At 63.5% G+C, this 22,468-nt stretch carries 16 protein-coding genes; 9 read left to right on the forward strand and 7 right to left on the reverse strand.

The window, feature by feature from the left end; all coding sequences use genetic code 11:
• Positions 1 to 42: 42 nt before the first annotated feature.
• From OPIT5_14270 to OPIT5_14280, 3 genes are all read right to left on the reverse strand, one after another.
• On the reverse strand, positions 43 to 771 hold the full coding sequence (locus OPIT5_14270; protein ID AHF91203.1) for a hypothetical protein: 729 nt from the start codon (positions 769 to 771) through the stop codon (positions 43 to 45).
• A gap of 89 nt (positions 772 to 860) precedes the next feature.
• Positions 861 to 1,658, reverse strand: coding sequence for a glycosyltransferase family 1 (locus OPIT5_14275; GenBank protein AHF91204.1), 798 nt, complete (start codon positions 1,656 to 1,658; stop codon positions 861 to 863).
• A gap of 55 nt (positions 1,659 to 1,713) precedes the next feature.
• Entirely contained in the window at positions 1,714 to 2,439 is a 726-nt protein-coding gene (locus OPIT5_14280; protein AHF91205.1) for an N-terminal cleavage protein, read from the reverse strand.
• An 89-nt stretch (positions 2,440 to 2,528) separates the two neighbouring features.
• Here OPIT5_14280 and OPIT5_14285 point away from each other — a divergent pair, with 89 nt between their 5' ends.
• The 3 genes from OPIT5_14285 (at position 2,529) to OPIT5_14295 (ending at position 4,537) form a co-directional block, all read left to right on the forward strand.
• A complete protein-coding gene (locus OPIT5_14285) occupies positions 2,529 to 3,695 on the forward strand; it encodes a transcriptional regulator (GenBank protein ID AHF91206.1) in 1,167 nt (388 codons plus the stop codon).
• Between the two features lie 335 nt (positions 3,696 to 4,030).
• Positions 4,031 to 4,237, forward strand: coding sequence for a hypothetical protein (locus tag OPIT5_14290; protein ID AHF91207.1), 207 nt, complete (start codon positions 4,031 to 4,033; stop codon positions 4,235 to 4,237).
• Between the two features lie 87 nt (positions 4,238 to 4,324).
• Positions 4,325 to 4,537 (forward strand): hypothetical protein, encoded by a 213-nt coding sequence (locus tag OPIT5_14295; GenBank protein AHF94392.1) that lies wholly within the window; start codon positions 4,325 to 4,327, stop codon positions 4,535 to 4,537.
• 697 nt (positions 4,538 to 5,234) lie between these two features.
• Here the strand turns inward: OPIT5_14295 and OPIT5_14300 are convergent.
• Entirely contained in the window at positions 5,235 to 8,243 is a 3,009-nt protein-coding gene (locus OPIT5_14300) for an FAD dependent oxidoreductase (GenBank protein AHF91208.1), read from the reverse strand.
• A gap of 96 nt (positions 8,244 to 8,339) precedes the next feature.
• Between OPIT5_14300 and OPIT5_14305 the strand changes: the two genes are divergently transcribed.
• Complete coding sequence (locus OPIT5_14305) at positions 8,340 to 9,248, forward strand: AraC family transcriptional regulator (GenBank protein AHF91209.1); 909 nt, start codon at positions 8,340 to 8,342, stop codon at positions 9,246 to 9,248.
• Between the two features lie 79 nt (positions 9,249 to 9,327).
• Here the strand turns inward: OPIT5_14305 and OPIT5_14310 are convergent, their stop codons facing one another.
• Positions 9,328 to 11,493: an oxidoreductase gene (locus tag OPIT5_14310; protein AHF91210.1), complete on the reverse strand. Its 2,166-nt coding sequence runs from the start codon at positions 11,491 to 11,493 to the stop codon at positions 9,328 to 9,330.
• A 68-nt stretch (positions 11,494 to 11,561) separates the two neighbouring features.
• On the opposite strand from OPIT5_14310, the gene OPIT5_14315 reads away from it, so the two are divergent.
• Together OPIT5_14315 and OPIT5_14320 are read left to right on the forward strand one after the other, a co-directional pair.
• On the forward strand, positions 11,562 to 12,443 hold the full coding sequence (locus OPIT5_14315) for an AraC family transcriptional regulator (protein ID AHF91211.1): 882 nt from the start codon (positions 11,562 to 11,564) through the stop codon (positions 12,441 to 12,443).
• Positions 12,444 to 12,849: 406 nt separating this feature from the next.
• Complete coding sequence (locus OPIT5_14320; protein AHF94393.1) at positions 12,850 to 13,278, forward strand: hypothetical protein; 429 nt, start codon at positions 12,850 to 12,852, stop codon at positions 13,276 to 13,278.
• Between the two features lie 40 nt (positions 13,279 to 13,318).
• Here the strand turns inward: OPIT5_14320 and OPIT5_14325 are convergent, their stop codons facing one another.
• Both OPIT5_14325 and OPIT5_14330 read right to left on the reverse strand, forming a co-directional pair.
• A complete protein-coding gene (locus tag OPIT5_14325; GenBank protein ID AHF91212.1) occupies positions 13,319 to 14,044 on the reverse strand; it encodes an integrase in 726 nt (241 codons plus the stop codon).
• Between the two features lie 568 nt (positions 14,045 to 14,612).
• Positions 14,613 to 15,761, reverse strand: coding sequence for a LacI family transcriptional regulator (locus OPIT5_14330; GenBank protein AHF91213.1), 1,149 nt, complete (start codon positions 15,759 to 15,761; stop codon positions 14,613 to 14,615).
• A gap of 113 nt (positions 15,762 to 15,874) precedes the next feature.
• Here OPIT5_14330 and OPIT5_14335 point away from each other — a divergent pair, with 113 nt between their 5' ends.
• The 3 genes from OPIT5_14335 to OPIT5_14345 all read left to right on the forward strand — a co-directional run bounded on the left by OPIT5_14335 (position 15,875) and on the right by OPIT5_14345 (position 22,466).
• On the forward strand, positions 15,875 to 17,308 hold the full coding sequence (locus tag OPIT5_14335) for an anchor protein (protein AHF91214.1): 1,434 nt from the start codon (positions 15,875 to 15,877) through the stop codon (positions 17,306 to 17,308).
• A gap of 62 nt (positions 17,309 to 17,370) precedes the next feature.
• Positions 17,371 to 18,075, forward strand: a complete 705-nt coding sequence (locus OPIT5_14340) for an N-terminal cleavage protein (protein AHF91215.1) — start codon at positions 17,371 to 17,373, stop codon at positions 18,073 to 18,075.
• 44 nt (positions 18,076 to 18,119) lie between these two features.
• Positions 18,120 to 22,466, forward strand: coding sequence for a hypothetical protein (locus OPIT5_14345; GenBank protein AHF91216.1), 4,347 nt, complete (start codon positions 18,120 to 18,122; stop codon positions 22,464 to 22,466).
• Positions 22,467 to 22,468 lie beyond the last annotated feature (2 nt).

Genomic DNA, 22,468 nt, shown 5'->3' on the forward strand with positions numbered 1-22,468 from the left:
GGATGGGAAAGACGGGATCTGCGAGACGGGAAAGGGCATTGTTTACTTCGCGGGTTCCACCTGAAATACGACCTGAAAAAAACGGTCGGGCTGATCCTGGCGGGTCAGGTTCCAGAGAGGGCCTCCGCGGTCGGGATTGCCGCCCGGCTGGCCTTTTTTCAGATAACCTCCGCTGACGGGCTGGTCGGAAATGAAGACGACCTTGTAATACACGACGGACGAGGCGCCGGCGTCGAACTTCAGGGGATCGGTCAGATACGCCTTGTCGCCACGGAAGCCGACATCGGGCGCGGCGCTGTTGAGCGGTATCCATTCTCCGGATTCTCCGACGCGGTAGAAGGACGTGAAGCCCGTGCGGGAACGTTTCTGGTAAGTGGCGCCATCCTGCTCGATGCGCACGATCTCGCGCAGGCGCATGCCGACCGGGCGGACGCCGGCGGGAGTGAAATCGAATTTGTAGACGAACTCCGCGGCGGACGCACCCGGTTTCATGCTGATGAAGGCCCAGGCGCCGCCCTGCATCCGGAGGTTGGAGAACGAGTGGACGTCATCGAAGAACTTGTTGCCGACATCGATCCAGTCCCAGTCGGGGATCTTGCCCGAGGCCGGCGTGAGGGTCTGCATGTCCTCGCGAGTGAGCCGGTAGATGTAGCGTCCGTTGTGGATGTCGTCGGGCTTGATGGCGAGTTCGGCGCGGGCAGGGGCGGCACCGGTAAAGGCAAGAGGGACGACAAGTGCGAGGAGTGGAAGGGTGGAGATGCGCGGAAACATGACGGTTCGGAGAATGGAAACAGGAAATGAAAAGGGACGCGGATGATGGCTCCGCGTCCCGGAAATACCAATGCGCGGAGCCGGGAGGATTATTGATATCTGCGGCGGCGGAGGATCATGGCGGTGAGGAGGCCGGCCCCGCCGAGCAGCGCGGCCCAGGCAGAGGGCTCGGGGATTGTGGCAAGGTCAAAGGAAGCGGTGAAGAAACCACTGGTTGTACTGGTATTGGTGGTATAGTTCCAGTTAACACCGGTGTGACCATTGTTGGATTCTCCGGTGTAGCTGCCGGCAAGTGGACCGGATGAGGAAAGGACAACCTTGTAGTAAACAATGGATGTCGTCTCGGCCAGCGGCACCGTATCCGTGAAGGTAGTTTGTCCCATATACCCTTTTGCGGGCTCCACTTCATGCAGCAGCGACCAATTGACACCGTCCGTGCTGTACCAGGAGGTGAAACCGGTAAGATTTCGCTTGTCACCGTCAGACAGCCATGTGCCATCCTGCTCGCGCCTGACAACCTCGCTGATGGTAAAGCTGTTGACGGTGTAGTTCAGATCGGTGAAATCGAACTTGTAGACAAACTCGCCATCGGTGGCTCCGTTGATCAGGGAAACCGAGGAACGGGTTCCTCCGTTGAAGACGGTCATGTGGATATTGGAGAACGACAGCACATCGTCGACGAACTTGTTGCCCGTAGCCGTCCAGGGGGCATCCGCTACTTTTGACGTGGCGGCAGTATACTGGGCCGTATCCGTGAAGTTGAGCGAATAGGAGTATGTGTTATCGACAATGCTGCCCGCGTCGATAACGAGGGCCGCGCTTGCGGCGGTGGTCATGCCGAGTGCAAGGCAAAGCCCCGCACCGATTTTAAGCGGTGTTGTTTTCATGATGGGTGGTGATTCTGGTCCTGGGCGAAGGGGGCTGTTTCCCGAGTCGGGAAGGTTACCAGTCAAAGCCTCTCAGGCCGTAAGGTTGTTCGGGGACGGAGTTGTTGCGGTAGTCAGCAATGACACTGGGGGATTTATTGGGATCACCGTTGTCCTTGACCATTTTGACGCTTCCGTCCGCAAATCCGACGGGAGAAAATCCTCCATACTGCCCCCCGGTACCATTGGATGTGAATACGGCGTAGAGAAAGGCATCCGATGCCCGGACAATTGTCGATACGCGGATCGGCAAGCCGCGTTTATTCCCATAGGTAACCAGCCCGCCGGTTAATCCTTCGTTATATCGGATTCGTCCTCTCCACAGATAATCGGCGCTGCCGTAAGCATAGTTATCCCGATTTTGCAGCTTGACGACTTTCGGATCATACCATGCCTCGCTCTTGAACGGGAAGTAGGGCTCAAGCGCATTTCGGGCGACAATGCTGTAGGTTCCGAGATTGGTGTCTCTCTCGTGGGGAAGGGCGTCCTTGTTGTCATTTGCGTAAAGCAAAGCGGCCTGAGCGGCGCTGCGGACGTTGGAGATGCTCTGCATTTTCCGGGCGCTTTCCCGGACCTTGCCAACCACCGGGATGATGATCGCCGCCAGGATGCCGATGATGGCAATGACCGTGAGCAATTCGATCAGCGTGAAAGCCCTGATCGGCTGGCGGGAGGCAGAGGAGGGAAAGCCGATATCCGTGGAGAGGGAAGGGTTCGGATGAAAACGGAAGGAATTGTTCATGGGGATTTGACGAAGGTTTTACAGGAAACGGCTGCAGAGGACTCCATCTTGACGGACAGTGCAATCCGGGTGTTTGCTTACACGTAAGCATGACCCCGAAAAAAAACTCCGGACACCGGGCGCATCACTCCCGAAGGCAAAAATCGAAGACGGGCGGGACTCCTTCGAAGAAGCGGTCCGGTGGTGCCGGCCGCACTGCGGTCAGGAAGGCAGAAGCAGGCGCCATTGCGAGGGCGCCGACCGTGCGCGAACTGGCAGCGCAGCTCGGAATCAGCCATACGACGGTGGCATTCGCATTGCGCAATTCGGCGAGAGTTTCCGTGGAGACACGCAGGCTCGTGCAGGCAGCGGCTCACAAGGCGGGTTATCGGAAAAATCCGCTGGTCAACGCGCTCATGGCCCAGGTGCGGCAGCGGCAGCGGCTTCAGCCGACGGGAGAAGTGGTGGCGTATTTGACATCCTGCGACACGGAGGACGACTGGCGAAGGCATCCGTCGCTTGTCCAGCAGTTCGACGGGGCGCGGAAACGCGCGCGGGAACTGGGTTTTGATTTGCAACCGGTATGGATGGGGACCGTCGGTGAACACTCGCGCCAGACAGCGCGAGTCCTGACGGCGCGCGGCGTGCGAGGGTCGGTGCTGGCTCCGATCGGGATCAACCACCGGACGCTGGAACTGGACTGGACGGAACATGCGGTGGTGACGATCGGGTATTCCTTCCGTCAGGTGTCATTGCACCGGGCGGTGCATGACAACGTCAACCTGGCCATGTCCTGCTATTCGCATCTCCGGAAAACGGGCTACCGGCGTATCGGGATGGCCATGCACGCGCTGGATGACGAACGTGTCCGTCATCTCTGGTTGACGGGATGCCTCGGGGCGCAGCGGGTGCACGGAGGAGAGCCGGTGGAGCCGTTGTTGTTTCCGGACTACACCGATCCGGCAGCGTTCCGAAAGTGGTTCGCATGCGAAAAACCGGATGCGGTTATCAGCATCTGGCAGGACCAGCCTCTCGGATGGATGCGGGAGAACGGCATAGGCGTGCCCGAGGATGCGGGTTATGCGACGCTTGATGTCGTGGACCGGGTGGGACAAATCGCGGGTATGCTGCAAGACAACCGCGGCGTGGGCGCGGCGGCGATGGACTTGCTGGCGAGCCAGCTTTTCCGGAACGAGATCGGCATCCCGCAAACGCCGACGGTTACGATGATCGAGGGGACGTGGGTGGACGGCCCGACGGTGGCGAGGCGGGAATGACTGCCATCGGGACGTAAGGTTGTTTTCAGTGTTCTTTTCAAGAACGACCTGCTGGAAGCCGAAACTCACTATGCTGGTATTTCACAGCGTTTGGGTGATGATTCTCGAACCGCTAAAGAACGCTAAAATCCGCTAAAACCAGACCACTCCCATGCCAGCTCCCTCCCGGTTCGATTTTAGCGTTCTTCAGCGTTTTTTAGCGGTTACCGGTTTGTGTCTTGAAGCCGAATCGGGTCACGATGGCAGGCTCTCGTCAGGGAAGGCTTCCGGAGGGGGGATACACGGACCACCATAAGGATTGCCCAAAAGGACAAGGCACTTAACGTGTGCCCCATATACCAATGACGCTGAAACAGGAATTGCATGCTCTCGTTGATGCCTTGCCGGATGACTCTCCCCGGCTGGCCGGTTTGAGTGAGTCCCTGCGCATGAGCCGGGCATTGGACGAGGGGTTTGAAGACGTGCAACAGGGCCGCACTTGTGAGGCGGATGCGTTTCTCCGGAAAGTGCAGCAGCGATGGCCGCGCAAAACCTCCGCCTGACGCCTTGACCCGAACCGGCTCCGGCGCGACTTTCACGGCACGATCACATTGAGATTACCACCAAAAATCGAACGCGAATTGGGACGCGTGGCTAAACGCAGGAACAGCACCAAAACCGCGATCACCCGGGAGGCGGTTATGGATTTCCTGGCCGGATTGCGAGATGTCAGGGAACACCTCAGCGATGATCCGCGAAGCGATGGACAGATTGTCACGGAATTACGGAGTCGCTTGGCCGACCTCGAAGCGGGCCGTGATGCGGGAATGTCGTTCGAGGAGGTTTTTGGCGCACAGGCATGAGGGTCGTTTCCAGTTCCGCTTTCAAAGGGGAATTGCTGGAGGCGGAGACCCGGTACGCCTCGATTTCCGATCACTTGGGCGATGATTTTCACGAACGCGTAAAAGGAAACCATCCAAACGATTATCAGCAGAGGCGGAGGGGATCACGTCGGTCCGCACGGCCATCCATGCCGGCAATGCCGTCCTTTTCCGCATCTGGTTTATTATGCGATCAAATCCGAAACACTTTACATCCTCGGTTTGGTTCACAGGAACCGGCACCCTGATTATTTGAAGGGGCGATTGGCATCGGAGTTGGCTCCGTGAGTTGCCTTGGATGGCAGTTTTGTTCAACAAACTGCGCGTGCCCCCCAAAGTCCGTAACCGCAAGCTCCTCGTCCATGACGGACGCGCCACGCCGCCGACGGTGCGGAAACTGGCGACGCAATTGGGTATCAGCCGGACAACGGTGGCGCTGGCGTTGCGAAGGCATCCGGGCGTTGCAGGCGTTCTTTTCAAAAACGACCTGCTGGAAGCCGAAACTCGCCATGCCGGTATTTCACAGCGTTTGGGTGATGATTCTTGAACCGCTAAAGAACGCTAAAATCCGCTAAAACCAGACTACTCCCATCCCGGCTTTCCCCTCCCCCCCCTCCTGGTTCGATTTTAGCGTTCTTCAGCGTTTTTTAGCGGTTACCGGTTTCCGTCTTGAACTGCTCTACCCCCGGGCGAAGGCGTCGCGCACGTAGGCGCGGGCATCGTGGCGGAAGGCGGTCGCCGCGGCCTGCTCGGGCAGGCCGAGCGTGCGACGGGTGCGGGCGATGATCAGGTGCAACTGCCAGGTGTGATCCTGGCGCGTGTCGGCGCCGCGGTCGTTGCGGAGCGTGATCTGCTCCTCGCCGTGCAGCGATTTCCAGAGAGAGCGCGAGGTGGGCAGCAGCCCGTCCGCGGATGTCGTCCCGGCAAGGAGGGCGTCAAGTGCTTCGCGCAGCACGGGCGAATCTCCGAGGCGGACGGAGAGGCGCTCCAGCGTCCGGGCGAGGAGCGTGCGCAGGTTGAGCGGCCGCCCGGGTTCGCGGGCAAGATCGCGCAAGGCCGGGAGCGAGCGCGCGGTGCCGACGCGGCGAAGGAGCGCGAGGGCGATGGTCCAGAAAGGCACATCGATGATCTGGCCGTGCGCCCCGGGCACGGCATATTCCTCGGGCGTGGGACCGGTTTCGCGCGCGGCGAGCGCGTCCAGGAGGCGCGTCTCGACTTCCGGAGCCGGATCGGGCCAGTTGGCGAGAACGGTGGCGGCGTAGAAGGACACGCGCGGGTTTTCCGATGCGAGGCGGCGGGTGACGTCGGCGCGGAAGCGGGCCGGGTCCTGCGCGAGTTGCCAGAGGTGCAGGCCGGGGCGGCCTTCATCGAGGGCGGCGAGAAGCTCGCTGCCGGCCGGCGCGGCGGAGTCGGCGGATGTGGCCGGGAGTTTCGCGCCGCTGGTTTCGAGCGCGGTCTGGAGGGCGTGCAGGTCGACGGCGCGGGCGGCGCCGGGCGTGGCCGGATTCTTGACGGCGAGGGCGGCGGCGATACCGGCGGCCTCGGCGAGGCGCTGGAGATCGCGCTGCATGCGCATGCCGTAGGCGGCCTCGACCGTCACGCCGGTGGCGCGGCTGGGGACCCAGACGTTGGCGAGACCGCGCGGGAGGAGCATCCGGTAGGGGAGATCGCAACGCTGGGGCTGGCGGAAGAGGCGGCAGGCCCAGTAATAGAACACGGCTTCGTCGTTCTCGAACTCGAAGTCCACGGAGTGGGTGTCGGCCACCGTGTCGGTCTCGCCGACGGCATCGTCGAAGCGCGTGCGGTTGACCATGTCGGCAAAGGTGAGGGCGACGTCGGTGACGATCTGGCGCGACTGGCGCAGGCCGAGGAGCGGCGACACGGCGACGGGCGAGGTCTTGCCGGCGAGCGCGGGGGCGAGGTGTTGCGCGATGCCGTGAAGGCGGGCGCGGGTGAGATCTTCGGGATCGGTGGGATCGCACCAGCCGGCGTCGAAGTTGCACGAGCCGACGTTGAGCGTGCCGGGCACTTCGCCGGCCGGGCCGATGCCGAAAATGGACTGGCTGTAGGCGAGCGTGCGGCCGTCGCCTTCGCGTCCGGTGACGAAGGCGGCGCCGGCCTGCACGGCGAGGTCGCCGTCGCCGGTGCCGTCGATCCAGGCCGTGGCCGGGATGCGCGTGAGGCGACCCTCGACGAGGACGAGCGCTGCGGTGACGGCGGCGCCGGTTTTTTCGACATTCCAGAGCAGGGCGTCGCCGATAAAGGTGACGCCGGCCTCGTCGAACATTTCGAGGAGCACGAATTTTTTCGCGTCGTGGTGCCAGCCGCGGATTTTTTCGGCCGGGATGCCGGTGAGGAGAGAACTCATCTCGCGGGTGCGTTCGTTGATTTCTTCCTGGAGGCCGCCGGGTTTGCCATGGAAGTAGCCGCAGATGCCGCCTCCGGTGCCGACACCGCCCGGGTAGGTGGTGTGGTCGAGGGCGAGTGTGCGCGCGCCGGCCCGGCCGGCGGCGATGGCGGCGTGGGCGCCCGCCGTCCCGGCGCCGGCCACGACGACTTCAAAGGCGGGAAGCGCGGCCGGAGCGGGAAGCGGCGGCGGGGTTTGTGACAGAGGGATCTGCTGGCTCTCGCGGGCAGGCGGCAAGGTGGTCAGGAAGCCGAGGGCGAAGCGGTCGGCGGGAGTGGCGAGGGCTTCAGGGCGGAAGGCGGGGCTGAGCACGGCGAGGTTTTCATGCCAGGCAGGCGAGGCAGCGGCCGGCGTGGCGGTGGCCGGAGCAGCCGCGTAAACCGGGAAATCGCGCAGCGAGGTGTGGCTGACAACAAAACCGGCGGTGGCATCGGCCGCATTGACCGCGGAGCGGAGATCGCGGAGAAGCGCGACCGCTTCGCGATGCCAGGGCGTGCCGGCGGAGACGGCCAGGCGCAGCCGGCGTTCGGTGGCGCGAGAGGAGCCGAGCCATTCGACTTCGGGATGGCGGGCGCGAAAGGCTTCGGCGGCGGCATCGAGTTTTTCGGGCGTGGAAGATTGCAGGACAATGCTGCGGTAACGCGCCGACGGCGTGCGCGCGAGGGCGGCGGCATCGGGGCGGGCGAGGACGGCGAGCGAGCCTTGTTCGGTGGCGTCGATCCAGTGGCGGGCGCGCACGGTGCGCGCGCCGTTCTTGGTCGCCAGGGTGAGCGCGGCGAGGCGCTGGCCGGCGCCGGCGTCGGGTGCGAGTGAGACGGCGAGAGGGGCGGCGTAAAGGAGCGTTTGCAGGTTGGCGGGGGCCGCGGAAGAGGCGGCTGCGAGGGTGTCGTGCAGCTCCTTGCCGGCGGCGATTTCGGCCAGCGCAGGGTCGAACCAGGGAGCGGCGCCGGCGGAGGGCGCGACATTTTTCGATGTACCGGGGACCGGGATACCGGCGAGCCATTGCGTCCAGCCGGTGCGGGCCGCAGCGGGGAGGGCGGGGGAGGCGCCGGCGGTGTTTTCAAGGGCGCGTGTGGCTTCCCACAACAGGTCGCCGGAGGGTTCGACGAGCAGCACCTCATGGCCGGCGGCGGCGAGCTGGCGGGCGGCAGTCAGGCCGATAAAACCGGCGCCGACGACGACCGCATCAAAAGTCCGTTCGAAAACGGAGGTGAAGGCGGCTGCGGCGGGAGTGCCGGTGCCGGAGGATGCGTGCGCAGTGGAAAGGGGCGATGTGGACATGGACGCTATCATAGCGTGCGGGCGCCCGGGCGGCTAGTGGGAGAACCGGTCAAAAAAGTGTAGTTTTCGGCTGTTTTCAGTGCATGATGACACCTGATGAGAGCGAAAAAACAGATTCCGGGGGGACAGGCCGATGAAACCGGGGAATCCCGCGACGACGGCGGGACAGGCGCGGGCGGCGGGGCCGGGGAGGGGGAGCAGGACGAGATCGTGGAGGCGCTGGCGGCGTTCGAGGAGGCCACCGGACTGGCGGTGTGCATCAAGCTGCTGCCGGCATCGCATGCGCGGGGGACGGTGCTGGGGGAGGTGCTTGCGCAGCCGAACTACCATCTGCATCTGTCCCCGTTTTGCATGCATGTGAAGGAGGGGCTGAAGCTCAACATGCGGTGCCGGGATTGCGACTTGCGGGCGGTGCCGGAACGTTGCGAACAGGAGCGTCGTATTTTCGTGAATACGTGCCACGCCGGCGCGGACGAAATCATCATGCCGTTGTTCACAGACGAGGCCCTGGCCGGCGTGGTGTTCGCGGGGCAGTTTCGCACGCGGGCAGACCAGCCGGCGGGACTGCCGTTTCTGCGGGCGGCGGCGCGGCGGCGGGCGGTCGGGCTGGCGAGGATGCTGGCAGCGTTTCTCGGCGAACATCTGCGGAGGCCGCGTTTCAACAGCGAGACGTCGCAGGGGTTTCGCCGCGGGGCGATTCAGGCGTTTCTGGAAAAGAACGCGCGCACCAATCCCTCGCTGGGCGATCTGGCGAAGCACCTGGGGCTGTCCGCCACCCGGATGACGCACGCCGTGCGGGAGGCGACGGGGATGTCGTTTGTGGAGTTGCGCGATTCGCTGCGGATGGAGCGGGCGCGGGGGTTGTTGCAGGGGACGTACTACAAGGTGTCGCACATCGCGGCGGAGTGCGGTTTCAGTTCACCGCAGTATTTTCACCGGTTTTTCCGGCAAAAGGCGAGCATGACGCCGCTGGCCTGGCGCAAGCGGCATCGGACCGAGGTATGATGCCGGAGTCTCTGATGGTTTGATTTTACACGAAGGACGCCGCTGCTCCTTGCGGGCGGGACGCCCGCGCCACGTTACGTCAGAGCGTGTCCTTCTCCAGATTGAGCCAGGCGAGTTCGTCGAGGGTGAGCGGAACCTTGAGGCATTCCAGCGAGCTGACCGTCTCGGCGATGGTGCGCGGGCCGATCAGGGCGAAGGTCGGGAAGGGCTGCGAAAGCACATACGAACCCGCGATGGCGATGGGCGACACACCTTTTTTCGCGGCCAGCTCCACGGCGCGTTCGCGGCGGGCGAAGTTGTCGTCCGAATACCAGCAGCGCACGAGTTCGGCATCGGTGCGTTTATCGGGGCCGGCGCGGTCGGTGAAGAAACCGCGCGCCTGGCTCGACCACGCGAAGAGCGGCAGCGAGGTTTCGAGCAGCCAGTGGCGCGAGGCGGGGTCGCTCGCGCTGAGGCAGCCGCCCCACATCGGCTCGACGAGGCGGGCGAGGGAAAACTGGTTGCTCCATGCGCCGAAGCCCTGGAGGCGGTGTTTGCGTGCATATTCGTTGGCGGCCACCACGCGTTCGCGGCTCCAGTTGGAGCCGCCGAAGATGCGGATGCGCCCGGCCTGGGCGTGACGGTTGAGCACGTCGACGAATTCGTCGACGGGCACGTCGGGATTGTCACGGTGCATCAGATACACGTCGGCGTAGCCGGTTTGCAGGCGGTCGAGCGAGATTTCGAGCTGGCGCGTGATGCCCTCCGGCGTGCAATCGGGCGTGTGCGCGCCTTTCGCGAGGACGGCCACCTGGTCGCGCACGCCGCGGTGGCGCATCCATTGGCCGAGCAGTTTTTCCATGAGGCCACCGCCGTAGATGTAAGCGGTGTCGAAGGCGTTGCCGCCGCGCTCGAAAAAATCGTCCCACATGGCGGCGGCGTGCGGCATGGTGCGCTGGTTGTCGCAGCCCATGACGAGGCGCGATACGGATTTTTCCACGCCGGGAAGCGGCGCGTGCGGGATGGCGGCGGCGCGGCTGCCGCCGCCAGGTTTGGAGTTCAGGGTTTCGGGTCTGGAGTTGTTGCCTGAACCCTGTACCGAGGCCGCAGGCCGACAGTCTGACACAGGGAACCGGGAACCCTGAACACTCGCCGCATCCGCGGCGGGGGAGGCGGCGAGCGGACGGCGGGCGATGGTTTGCGTGTAGTTTTCCGGTTTTTCGGCTTCGTAGACGAGACCGATGGCGGCGCGCCACTGGTCGAGCGTCGCGAGGTTGCCGAGGGTGTCGTCGGTGCTCATCCCGGGCACGTCGCGCAGGCCGGCGCGGACGGCGCGGGCGAAGGCATCGGCCTCGAGCGCGTAGAGCGGGGCGCCGTCGATGACGATCTCTTCGGGCGCGGCGGCTCCCGCGCGATGGAGTGTGATCCTGGATGCGCCACCGTCGCGGCTGACGACCCACGGCGAGGGGATGTGCAGCCAGCCGGCGGTGCCGTAGATGCGTACGACATTATCCTGGGTGACGCCGATGCCGGTGGAGACCTGGGCGACGACGCCATTGGGGAAATCGAGCGTGGCCGCGGCATATTCGTCCACGCCGGTCTCCGGATGCAGATGGCCGGCACCGGTGACTTTGGTCGGGTTGAGGAACGGTTGTCCGGAAGCGGCGCCGGCGACGAGGCGGGCCATGGAAACAGGGTAACAGCCCACGTCGAGAATGCCGCCGCCGCCCGCGGCGTTGGACCAGAGGCGGGAGTTGGCGTCGAAGCCGGAGCGGAAGCTGAAGGCGGCCTGCACCACGCGCACCTCGCCGAGCGCGCCTTCGCGGATCAGTTCGACGATGCGCGCCGTTTGCGGGTGGCAGCGGTACATGAACGCCTCCATGAGCACTACGCCGTGATCGCGCGCAGCCTGCACCATGACCATGCCTTCGGCGTGGTTGAGGCCGAGGGGTTTTTCGCAGAGCACGTGCTTGCCGGCTTCGGCGGCGCGGATGGCCCAGGCGGCATGCTGGGGGTGGGGCGTGCCGATGTAGATGGCATCGACATCGGGGTCGGCGAACAGCGCCTCGTAGCTGCCATGGGCGCGGTCGGTCGGGATGGCGTGTTCGGTGGCGAATTTCGCGGCGGCTTCGGGCGTGCGGCTGCCGACGGCGGCGAGCTGCCCGAGTTGCGAGGCGGCGACGCCGCGGGCGAAGGTGGCGGCGATGCGGCCGGTGCCGAGAATACCCCAGCGAAGGGGCGCGGGAGCGGAGGGGGAAGATGTCATCGTGACGGAGAAACTACAGGCGCGGCTCGTTGGACGACAAGCCAGGGTTTGAGATAATTATTGTAAATTTGATCCTGAAATGGAAATTTGATGCCAGATTGTCGAATAATTTACAATTATGGGAAACTGCGCCGCGGCTGCGGATTGCCGTGGTGCAGGCTCATTCCTGGCCGGGCGGATACGAGGGCAGGTGGCACGAGCATCCGTTTTTCGAGCTGGCAGTGGTGCTGGAGGGGGCGTGTTGCTGGAGGCTCGGGCGGCGGCGGGTGGCGTTGCCGGCCGGGGAATGGCTGTTGCTGGCGCCGCATCGCAAGCACAGCGAGGAGGTGGCGGCGGGGCAGCGGGCGCGGATGGCGTGGATCGGGTTCGATTTTGCGAAGGGACAGGAGCCGGAGGGGTTGCGGGCTTGTTGCGGCGAGAAGCTTGTGGCCGGTCCCTGGCGGGGAGACATGGAGGGGCTTTGCGGCGTGATTTACCGGGAGGCGCAACAGCCGGATATGCCGGGCGCGGAGGCGCGGGTGGAGCTGGCGTTGCGTTCGGTGCTGATCCTGATCGCGCGGGCGGCGGTCGGGGAGGGGAGGACGGGGAACGTCCCCGCGCCTCACCGGCGGACGCAGGCGGTGCGCGCGGCGGCCCACACGCTGGCACACAACCTGGCCTCGCCGCTCCGGGTGGCGGAGCTGGCGCGTTATCATGGTCTGGGAGCGGGGCGGTTTGCGGCGAGGTTTCGTGCCGAGTACGGAGAGGCGCCGCGGGAATTTCGTCAGAGACGGCGCCTCGAAAAGGCGCAGCGGCAACTCGCGGAAACCTCGCTTTCGGTCAAGGAGATCGCCGCCGCCTGCGGCTACACGGATGCGGCGCATTTTTGTCATCACTTCCGCCGCGCGACGGGTCTCACTCCGCGGGCGTGGCGGCAGGGGCAGGCGGGAGGGGCGGTGGCGACTCCTTGACTCCCGCCTCAAACCGGGCAGTTGTTTCCTGTCATGATCGCCACGCACAAACGACGCCTTCGCAAAACCGTCCGGAAGCCAGCCGGTGACAAGGTGCGTTTTTGGGAGGGTTACAATCACCAGGAACTCCGGCATTCGGGTGAGTTGATTCTGGGAAAACTGGATGTCATTCGCCGGGAGTCTGTCAGTCGTGGCAATTCTCCGGGGAGGATCTGTTGTTTTTTTTGAACAGAAGTTAAGAAGATCACGAAGAGCCGGAGGTGGCTGGAAGGTAGTTGGGTGGTTGTGACGTTTTCTTTAGAGCATTTTTTAAAAAATTGTAGCGGTACAGGGTCCTGAAAACAGAACCACGGATATCACGGATGCACACGGATAAGAAGGAAGCGGCAAGGCATGGTTTGAATCCGTGATCATCCGCGAAACTGCCCTGAAAAATCGTGCGCGGAAGCGCATGATTTCGCTCGGTACGGATGCGTTCCGGATTCAATCCGGGATGGAGCCCGGGTGCTCCGGATTTTTTGCCGCGAAAGGGCGCAAATATCCCCATGCTTATGAAGCGTTGCATGGCGCTTATAAGCGCCGTGGAGAGTTTCCCTGCCAAAAGACCCTTTGCGCTCTTTTGCGGCAAAAAATGCGGTTCATTGGCGGTCGATTTCGGCCTTTTTCAAACCGGGATAGCCAGAAAAAGCACAAAAATCCCTTCTGCCCGGCGGGAACCTCCCGCGCGCTTATAAGCGCGATGGAGGATTTCATCCGCGGCGTGTTTTTTCGTGTTTTTCGTGGCCATCCTTCTCCCTTCGGTTGCGGCAAGCCGCCCCAGGAAATCCGTGGTTAAAAAACGGCTACAGCTTTATTTGAACCGCTCTAGTGTCCTGTCATTGAAGTTTCTTACATAAATGGGCAACCTTGCCGAGGATGATGTCGGCGGAGGCGGTCCAGAGGAAGGGGCGAGGGTTTTGGTTGTGGGTTTTAAGGTAGTCGGAGATGGCCGAGCGCAGTTGCTGCACGCTGAGGAAGCTTTCGCGTTGAAGCCGTTTGCGGGTGAGTTCGGCAAAGAAGCGTTCGACCTGGTTGAGCCAGGAGCTGTGGGTGGGGATGAAGTGCAGGTGCCAGCGGGGGTGGCGGGCCAGCCAGCGCACGACCGCATCAGTTTTATGGGTAGCGTAGTTATCGAGCACGACGTGGATGTCCAGACCGGCAGGGGTGCGATCCTCGATCTGTTTGAGGAATGCGAGGAACTCCTTGTGGGTATGGCGGGCATGACAGCGGCCCCAGACCTCTCCAGTGGCCACCTCGAGTGCGGCAAACAGGGATACCGTTCCATGGCGGAAGTAATCGTGGGTGTGACGCTCGGCCCGGCCCAGATCCATGGGCAGGATGGGCTGGGAGCGCTCCAAGGCCTGGATCTGGCTCTTCTCGTCCACGCAGAAGACCACCGCGTTTTGCGGGGGACTTTGGTAGAGGCCCGCCACGTCGCGGACCTTCTCCACAAAAAGCGGATCGGTGGAGAGCGTGAAGGACTCGTGCCGGTGTGGATGGAGCCCGAAGGCTTGCCAGATGCGGCTGATGGTCTGGTGCGACACGCCGGCCTCCCTGGCCATCGTGCGCGTGCTCCAGTGTGTCGCCGATTTTGGCCTGGTTTGCAGCGTGCGTCGCACGATCTGCGCAACCTGCTCGTCTTCCACCGTGCGCGGCGCCCCCGCCCTCGGCAGGTCCCCGAGTCCGGCCAGCCGTTCCAGTCTAAATCGCTCCCTCCATGTGCACACCGTCGGCTCGCTCACCCCCTCCTCCCTCGCCACCTCCTTGTTCGTCATGCCCTGCGCGCACCCCAGCACGATCCTCGCTCGGGTCACCTCCGCCACTCCCGCCTTCCTTTGCCTCGCCAGCGACTCCAGCGTCCGCTTCTCCTCCTCGCTCAACACCAATGGCTTCTTTGGGCGTCCTCGTTCCATATCCCTGATTCAATCACATCATCACACGTCCTTCACTCTTTATTTAATATATTTAGATGACAGGACACTAGAGGTGTCGGATACGGAAAGTGGTTACGGGAACGGAAGTGCCTTCGTGTCCTTCTTAACTTCTGTTCAATTTCTAGATGTATTTCATCCGTCTTTCTGGATTCGCGTCTATTCGCGGTTAAAAATGTAGTCTCGGGTTTTCCCTTTCTCACTCCACGGGCGTGGCGGCAGGGGCAGGCACTGTCGGGCGTTTTGGCGGCTTCTGCCGGCGGGTTGTCGCACCCTCCACCCAGTCACCCATGATCATGACCGTCTTGGCGCGGGCGGGCACGCCGTGTTCGTTGTGGTGGATCTGTTCGACGACGAGTTCGACGGCGGCGGCCCCGAGGAGGGCATTGTTCTGGTCGACGCCGCTGAAGCCGGACTGGTTATGCTGGAGATTGAGGCTTACCAGGCTGACGTCTTCGGGCACGCGCGCGCCAAGCGACTTCAGCCACGTCCGGACCATGAGCGGTTGCAGCGAGATGATCGCGTCGGGTTTGTGCCGATGGAACCAGGCGGAGAAGCCGGAGGGCATTTCGCCGCTGCCTTCCCAGTCTTCCCAGCCTTCTTCGCCTGCGCGTGTGTGTGCACAGGCGCGCGGCTGGTTTCGGGCGTAATGCCACAAAAATACAGGCAGTCGCCGTCGCGCCGGCAGATAGGGGTGAAACGACAAAAAACCGCCCCCCCATTTGTTTTCCACGCGGTGATCGTCCTCGTGGCGGATGGCGAGGCCGATACGTTCGTAGCCGAGTCCGGTGAGGCGGTGGACGGCCGTGCGGATGGTGTTGAACTGGTCGTTGGCGGCGCGATGCAGGGCAGGTGTGGTGTAGGAATAACCGACGGTGGCGCAGGCAAATGGCGACCAGTCGAAACCGATGTCGGGAATCGGATCGGGCAGGGGAGGCAGGATCACGCCGGGAATGCCGCGGGCGAGGAGCATGCCTCGCATCCGCGCGCCGGTCATGCCGGGTTCGGCGAGCGAGAAGCGTTCCAGCCGGTAGCCGAGCATGACGGCGCGTTCGGCGGCGCCCGCATGAATCCGGGCGTTGTAGGTGTGTGCCCGCGTGTAGACCTCGTCCGGGTGAGCGGTGAGAAAGGCAATCGTCGGCCACACCTTGGGCGCGCGGGCGTGGCGGATCTGGGCCATGAGCGCGGAAACGAGCGGATTGGGACGATAGCCGAGCCCGGTTGCGATTTTACGGATACGCTCGCGCGTGGCGAGAGACAGGCGGGGATTGTTCTTCAGCGCGCGGGAAACGGTCATCAGCGACACGCCGGCCTGGTCGGCAATCATCTGCATGGTGGGGGGTTTCATGGGATTGGGTGAAAATCGGGATCGTGGAGAACTGGTTGTGTTAGGACTAGCACAAAAAGTAAGTCGCATGGGGGCGTGGCTCCGCGCACAAAGGGTCGTCTCCGATTTTCCCCATGAACCACAAAAACGCACACCTCGAAAAATATCCTTCTACCCCTCATACTCGCGCGGCGTTTTGGCCGTTGTTTTGTCTGGCGATTGTCCTGCTGCAGCCCCTTGGCCGCCCGCTTTCAGCGGCGGACAAATACTGGAATGCCAATAGCCCGGCGGTGAACGCTTGGAGAAACGCGAATTGGGCCACCTCGCCGGACGGCGCGATTGGCGAGAATGTCGCCACAACAGGAGACTCCATTTTCATCACGCGTTCCACGGCGCAAATCTCCCTCGACGGGATAGCGTCGGCTGATTTTCCCACCGTCAACGGCATTACGGTTTCCAATGGCTCGGTTGTGACGATCACCACTGTCGCGACGGGCAGCCAGACGCTTACGGTGAACGGTGCGTCCAGCGGAGATCTGACGTGGAAAAGTATCAGTGCTGGCTACACGCGCCTCATTCTTGAGGGGGGGGTCGCATGGAATGGAAAAATCACCGAAGCCAGCACGGCGACGTCTGGAACCGCGAATTCCACTAACAGTAAAGAAATCCGCATCAATTCCCAGACTGCCACGAGTGCGAACACAAAAATCGCGCTGAACGGGACAGGCAAACTGGTCCTCAATCAAAACACGGGCACGGTGACGCTGGGCGAACTTTCCGGCACGAGTTCCAGCGCAGAAATCACCGCCATAAACGCGGGGGGCAATCGTGCAATTTCACTGGTGCAAGCAACGAACACGACTTATGCGGGCACCTGGACCAGGGGTGGGCGGGAATGGACCTTCACGAAAGACGGCGCAGGACGGATTCGTTTTACGGGCGCGATTTCGGCGTGGACGAGTGGCGCGCAGATCACCGGCGGCTCGGTTTATCTGAACGGCACCGTCACCGGTATCTCAAGCAGCTCGGGCACGGGCATCACGGTTTCCTCTGGCGCCACGCTTGGCGGCACAGGCAGCATCACCCTGGCGGCGGACAAAACCATCATCCTCGCCGACGGCGCGGTTCTCGACCCCGGCGATGTTAACGACGCTGGCGTCGCCACCACCGGCACGCTGACCATCACCGGCACCTCCGGAGCGGGCCTCGTATTCGCTGGCAATGCCACCATCAAGTTTAACCTCGATGGCGACAAAATCGTGCTTGTGGGTGATTCCCTCGTCGGCTCGCAGACCGGAGCGGGCATCATCACTTTCGACTTCACCGGCTCCTCCGCCAGCGTCGTGGGCACGACCATCGACCTGATCGACTTTGGCGGCACCACGCCAGGCATCGACCTCTCCCGGTTTGCCGCTTCCGAAGGCTGGTCCGGCAATTTCCTCTACGGCGGCGATGGCAATCTCCTGCAGTTTCAGGTTACCGGCACCCCCATTCCCGAGCCTTCGACCGTGGCGCTGATCTTCGGTCTTGGCGGGGCGGGTCTGTTTCTGGTCTTCCGCCGCCGCTGAAACCTTGCTTTCCGGTTACCCCTTCCGTCTCCATCCCTGTCCCCTGTGCTATCCGCTTCCCCATGAAAACGAACTGCCGCGCCGCCTTTACCCTGATCGAACTGCTCACGGTCATCGCCATCATCGGCATCCTCGCCGCCATACTTATTCCCACGGTCGGCGCGGTGCGGGCAAAGGCGGACGCCAGCGTCTGCCTCGGGCGGATGCGGCAAATCGGCACGGCGATTGCCGCCTACATGGTGGACAACAGGGACACATTGATTGGTCCCCACCCCGATCAGCGAGTAATCCCGTGGTTCAACCCCGGCGGCAGCGACGAGGAAAAAAACAAGATAATGGCCGCGCGGTTGAAGCCCTACATCGGCATCCCTCTGGGCACAGCGAACGGGCGCGTCTATCCGGAGGTCTTTCAATGCCCCTCGACCTACAAACGCCCGTCGCAATCGAAAACCGGCAGGAAAGAGGAAATCATCTCCCGGCTGCTCAATACGAGAGTCCATCTTGATGGCGATTCCAACCCCACAACCAATCCGTGGGGAAATTACAACAGTCCGAGCAACCCGATAACATATTCGCGACTCGGTGCGAGCGTCAGTCTTTCCCGCACATGGGCGATCCGTGAATGCGCGCTCGGCTACGCGGATAGGAATCCCGGCACCGCTGCGGGCTGGATACTCAACAAGGACATCCCCCACGGGAACGATTTCAACATCCTCTATTTCGACTGGCATGTCGGCAAGCTTGCGGCCGAGCAGTTCAAGGATTAATCCATTCCCCCCCTCCTTCCCCGTTTCCCCTCTCTAGCCTTTTCATGTCCAAATCATTCGTTCTCCGCGCGATCGCCATCCTCGGTCCTCTCTTTTCCCTCGTCCATGCCCCTCTCCGGTCGGCCTCCGACACTCCCTCCGCATCGCTTCCCTTTATGCGGAGTCCTGTGGCGCTCGATGGCCGGATTTCTGCCGGTGAATGGGATGATGCCGCCCTGCTTTATCCCGCGACTGTCCTCGGGAAAACCGACGACAGCGAGCATTCCGGGTCGCCATCCCCGGTCAACGCCCGCACTGCCGCCCGTCTGAAATACGACAACACCCATCTCTACGTCGCCATCACCTGCGACGAAGATCAGCCCGGTTATCCGGAGGCGTATCAGCGAGGATATGACGGAGATTTCACGCAGGACGACTCCGTGCAGGTCGTCCTCGGACTGGAGGAACCCGCCACGGTCGAGCGCGAGGTTCTCGACATGGGAGGTTACGACGGCGCCATGGGCACCCCCGCAGTCGCGGCCGACCACTACTATCAGTTCAACGTCAACGCTGCCGGGGCGCGTCAGCGCATGTGGAACGAACGCCCCCTGACCGCTCCCCGTTTCGAATCCGCCGTCGCCCGTACTGGCTCGGGCTGGACCGTCGAATACAAGATTCCCTTCGCCAGTTTCGGAGCCACCTCCGAGGTTCTCCGGAGCATTGCCGACGGCTCCACACCGCTCTTCCTCAACATCCTTCGCTACCGGCCGCCCCAGCTCATCGGCTGGCATCTCCCCGGTTACGGCGGTTATCGCGGCATGCCCTTCGGCCAGGCCCGCCTGCTCCCTTCGCCGTCGGCGACATCCGGCATTGCCTCCGGACGGGACCTGCAACCGACCCGCGAACAGCCTCCGGCCCGCCTGGCGGTCAAAGCGGGAAAACCGCCTCGCGAGGCGCGCGTGGCCATCGGCTATTATCCGTTGCAAGGTTCCGTGATCGGGATCATCGACGGCCCGCTTCCGTCCGCCGCAGCCCGGGCCACGCATGTCGTTCTCCGCGTCACCGGCCTGCCCGACACCACCCGCGCCCTCAAGCCCGCCGCCAGCCTCACCGCCCGCGACCGCCAGTTCGTTATCACCCGTCTCCAGCCCGGCACCCAGCCTGCCCGCACCGCCCGTCTCGATTTCTACACGACCGATCCTGCCCGTTCGTCCGGGGCGAAACCGGTGCACTCCATCACGCGCGACCTGCCCGCCGTCACCGCGCCCGAATGGCACGACACCGATGCCGGCGCCGACTACATCCACGACAAGATCCCGCCTCCCTGGACCCGCCCGGATGTCGATCCGTCTGCCGCCAGCATTCGTCTCGTGGACAAGACCCTTCGCTTTGGCGCCTTCGGCCTTCCGGAGTCCGTCATCCTTTCCGACGGGACCGAGCTGCTTGCCGGCCCCGCCCAGATTATCCTCTCCGTCGGTGAACGCGAACTCCGCTTCTCACCCCGCCCGCCGGTCATCACACCCGACGGCAACAACGCCCGGGTGGCCGCCACCGCGGTCGCCACGACTCCCGAAGGGGCTGTCTCCATCGAGACAAAATCCCGGGTCGATTTCGACGGATTTGTCGAAACGAAATTGCGGATACGTCTGCCGGCTGGAGGCGACGGCCAGGCATTTGCTCCGGGAAAAATTTCCCGTCTGAGCATTCGCATCCCCGTGCGCCGCGACATCGCCCGCTATGTGCACCGCGTTCTCGTGCAGGAAATCGCCGCGCTTGACGGCTACGGATTCCAGGGGCCTGCGGGGCCCGTCTGGACCGGGAACCAGCAAGGAGGACTCGCCTTCAGCTATGACACGCCGCTCTTTTTCTCGCGGGACATCCGTCGGCAGGTTCGCCTCGTCGAGGAGGCCGACCGGGTTTTTATGGAATTCAACCTCGTCGATGCTCCCGGCCAGTTTCCCGCGTCTCTTCCCGGTATCGATTCCATGGGGACGGAAGTCGCCGGCGAGCCGATTCTCCGTTTCTTTCTCCAGCCCACGCCCACCCGCCCGCGTCCGGAGCATACCTTCAATCCCTGGGTCACCGACTACAAATGGGAGATGTGGAGCGACTGGCAGGGCTATCCCGACCTGAAAAAAATCCCCGAGCTCAAAAAGTGGGCTTCCGCCGTGGTCGCGGTCGGGCGCATCCCCACGCTCTACACCTGCCAGGGGCTGGCCGAGGACTCTCCCGATTTCGAGGCGTTCAAGGAGGACATGATGCTGCAGCCGCCCTGGCGATTCTATCGTCGTCACCACAATCCCGGCAAGGACGTCAATGCCTGGGCGACCAGCAAGCGCGGCCCCGAAGGCGACCTTCAGCTTTGGGCGTTCCGCAAGCTCGCCAACGAAGCGGCCATTTCCGGGATTCTCAGCGATGGTCTCGGCATTGCCTGGGCGGACGACAACCCCGGCAATGCCGCCGGCGGAGGCCAGCCCGCCAACATCACGTGGGAGGAGGACTCGCCGACGCGAGTGACCGCGCAACGCACGTTCCTCAAGCGCCTCCGCGGTATCTTTGCCGACACCGGCCGTCCCCTCGCGATGTCAGCCCATACCGGTGGCGGCCTCGACCCGCACACGCTGTCTTTCTTCGACTACTACATCGACGGCGAGCAACTCGCCCGGTTTCCCGCCTCCTACCAGCCTCCGCTGGCCTCCTATGCCATCGGCTACAGCGGGCAACCTTGGGGTTTCCGCGGCACCTTCTGGGTAAAACGCTGGATCCGCTCCGAAGGTCCTTTCCGGGCGCTCACCTACGCCCTGCTTCACGACAACGAGATTCGCGACAATTCCCTGTTCCAGGAAGTCCTGAAGGAGATCGCTCCCTCCGGCCCCGATGCACCCGCGCCTTCTTTCCATCCCTACTGGAAACCGAATCCGCATCTTCAGATGCGCAGCCGCACCGGTGACTCGCGCGTCTCGCTCTACCTGACCGAAGACCAGGCGCTGGTGATTGTCGGCAACACCGGCCTGGCCGGGGACAGCGTGGCGCTCGACCTGAGCCGCCTCTTCGCGTCCTCCGGTTCGGAGCCTCTCGCCGATACCGAAGACATCCTGACCGGCACCCCTTGGTCGCTTGCGGATGGACGTTGCACGGTCGACCTCGCTCCCGGACGTTGTGTCGTCCTGCGTGTCTCCTCCACTCGACAGGCAGCCGCCTTGGCCGCCTCGGCATGGGATGCTTCCGGTACGCTCGCGGGCTGGATGCTCCCGGCCGGAGCCGTGCCGGGTCTCCTGCCCGACGGGCGTCGCGCGGCGGTCCTTTCCGGCAAGGACGCCGGCGACGAGGTGCGCGCGGTCTTCTCCGCCCGTCCGCTTTCGTCGGCCGCTTCCGCGGAATTTCTCCTGCTTCCGACCGACAACTTTCGCCTGTATCTCGGCGACGGCGCACTCGTCTGGACGCGTGCGCGCGGCTGGAGCGTGGAGGGGTTCCGTGCCCACGGCGTTTCGGGCGCAGGTTCCTCCGCGGCCACCAGCGACACCACGTCGCCGCATGCGCCGCCTGCCCTCGGCAGGCTTTTCGACCCGCCGCTTCGCACCACCGATGCGGAAGGGCGTCCCCGCTTCGCTTCCCTCAAGATCAATATTCGCGGATGCATTCTCGATGCCACGCTCGATGACCAGCCTCTGGCGCGTGGCCTGCAATGGGGTTCCCTCGTCACGGCCGGCAGGCCGCTCACCTTGGCCTTCTCCATCCGTGATGGTGGAGAACTGACCTTCGCGCCCGTTGCGCTCCGGTCGGGCAACATCCGCCTTTACGAGGGCGGCCTGGTCTCCTCGCGCGTGGCCGTTGCGCCTGCCGCTGCGCCGTTCGACTTGACCGACATCCCTCCCGGAGACTGGAGCGTCAACACGGGGGCCCAGGGAATCAGCAGTAAACCTGCCACGCTTGGCGGGCGGCCGGCCCTCACGATCGACCCCGGACGCAGCCGGGTCGTGGCCACGCTGAAGCACACGGTGGGGGATACCTTTTCCGCCGTGCTCCGGTTCGAACAGTTGCCGCGCCGGTTTGTGCTTCGCATCGGTTCCATCTCGCTCAAATACGACGGACGCTGGGTGCTCGACGGTCCGCTCAACGGCTGGGGACGCGGGGTCGGTCCGCGCACCGCTGACAAGGCGGCCTCGCCGCAGCCGGTGATCGCCCCCGATGTCCCGGTCGCTCTGGTGATGAGCATGCGTGACGGTGTTCTCGACATGGTGGTCAACAACGAACTTCTCGTCCGTGAAGTCGCCTTCGACATCCCGCGCGACGGCAATGTGGTTTCTCTTGAGACTTGGGCGAAGTTTCCCGCCACTTTCCGCTTGGAAAAACTCTCCTCCACTCCGGCCACGCTCTACGCTCCGCAGACAGCCGTGCATCCTGTCCAATGAGT

This window comes from Opitutaceae bacterium TAV5 (assembly GCA_000242935.3).
GTDB lineage: Bacteria > Verrucomicrobiota > Verrucomicrobiia > Opitutales > Opitutaceae > Geminisphaera.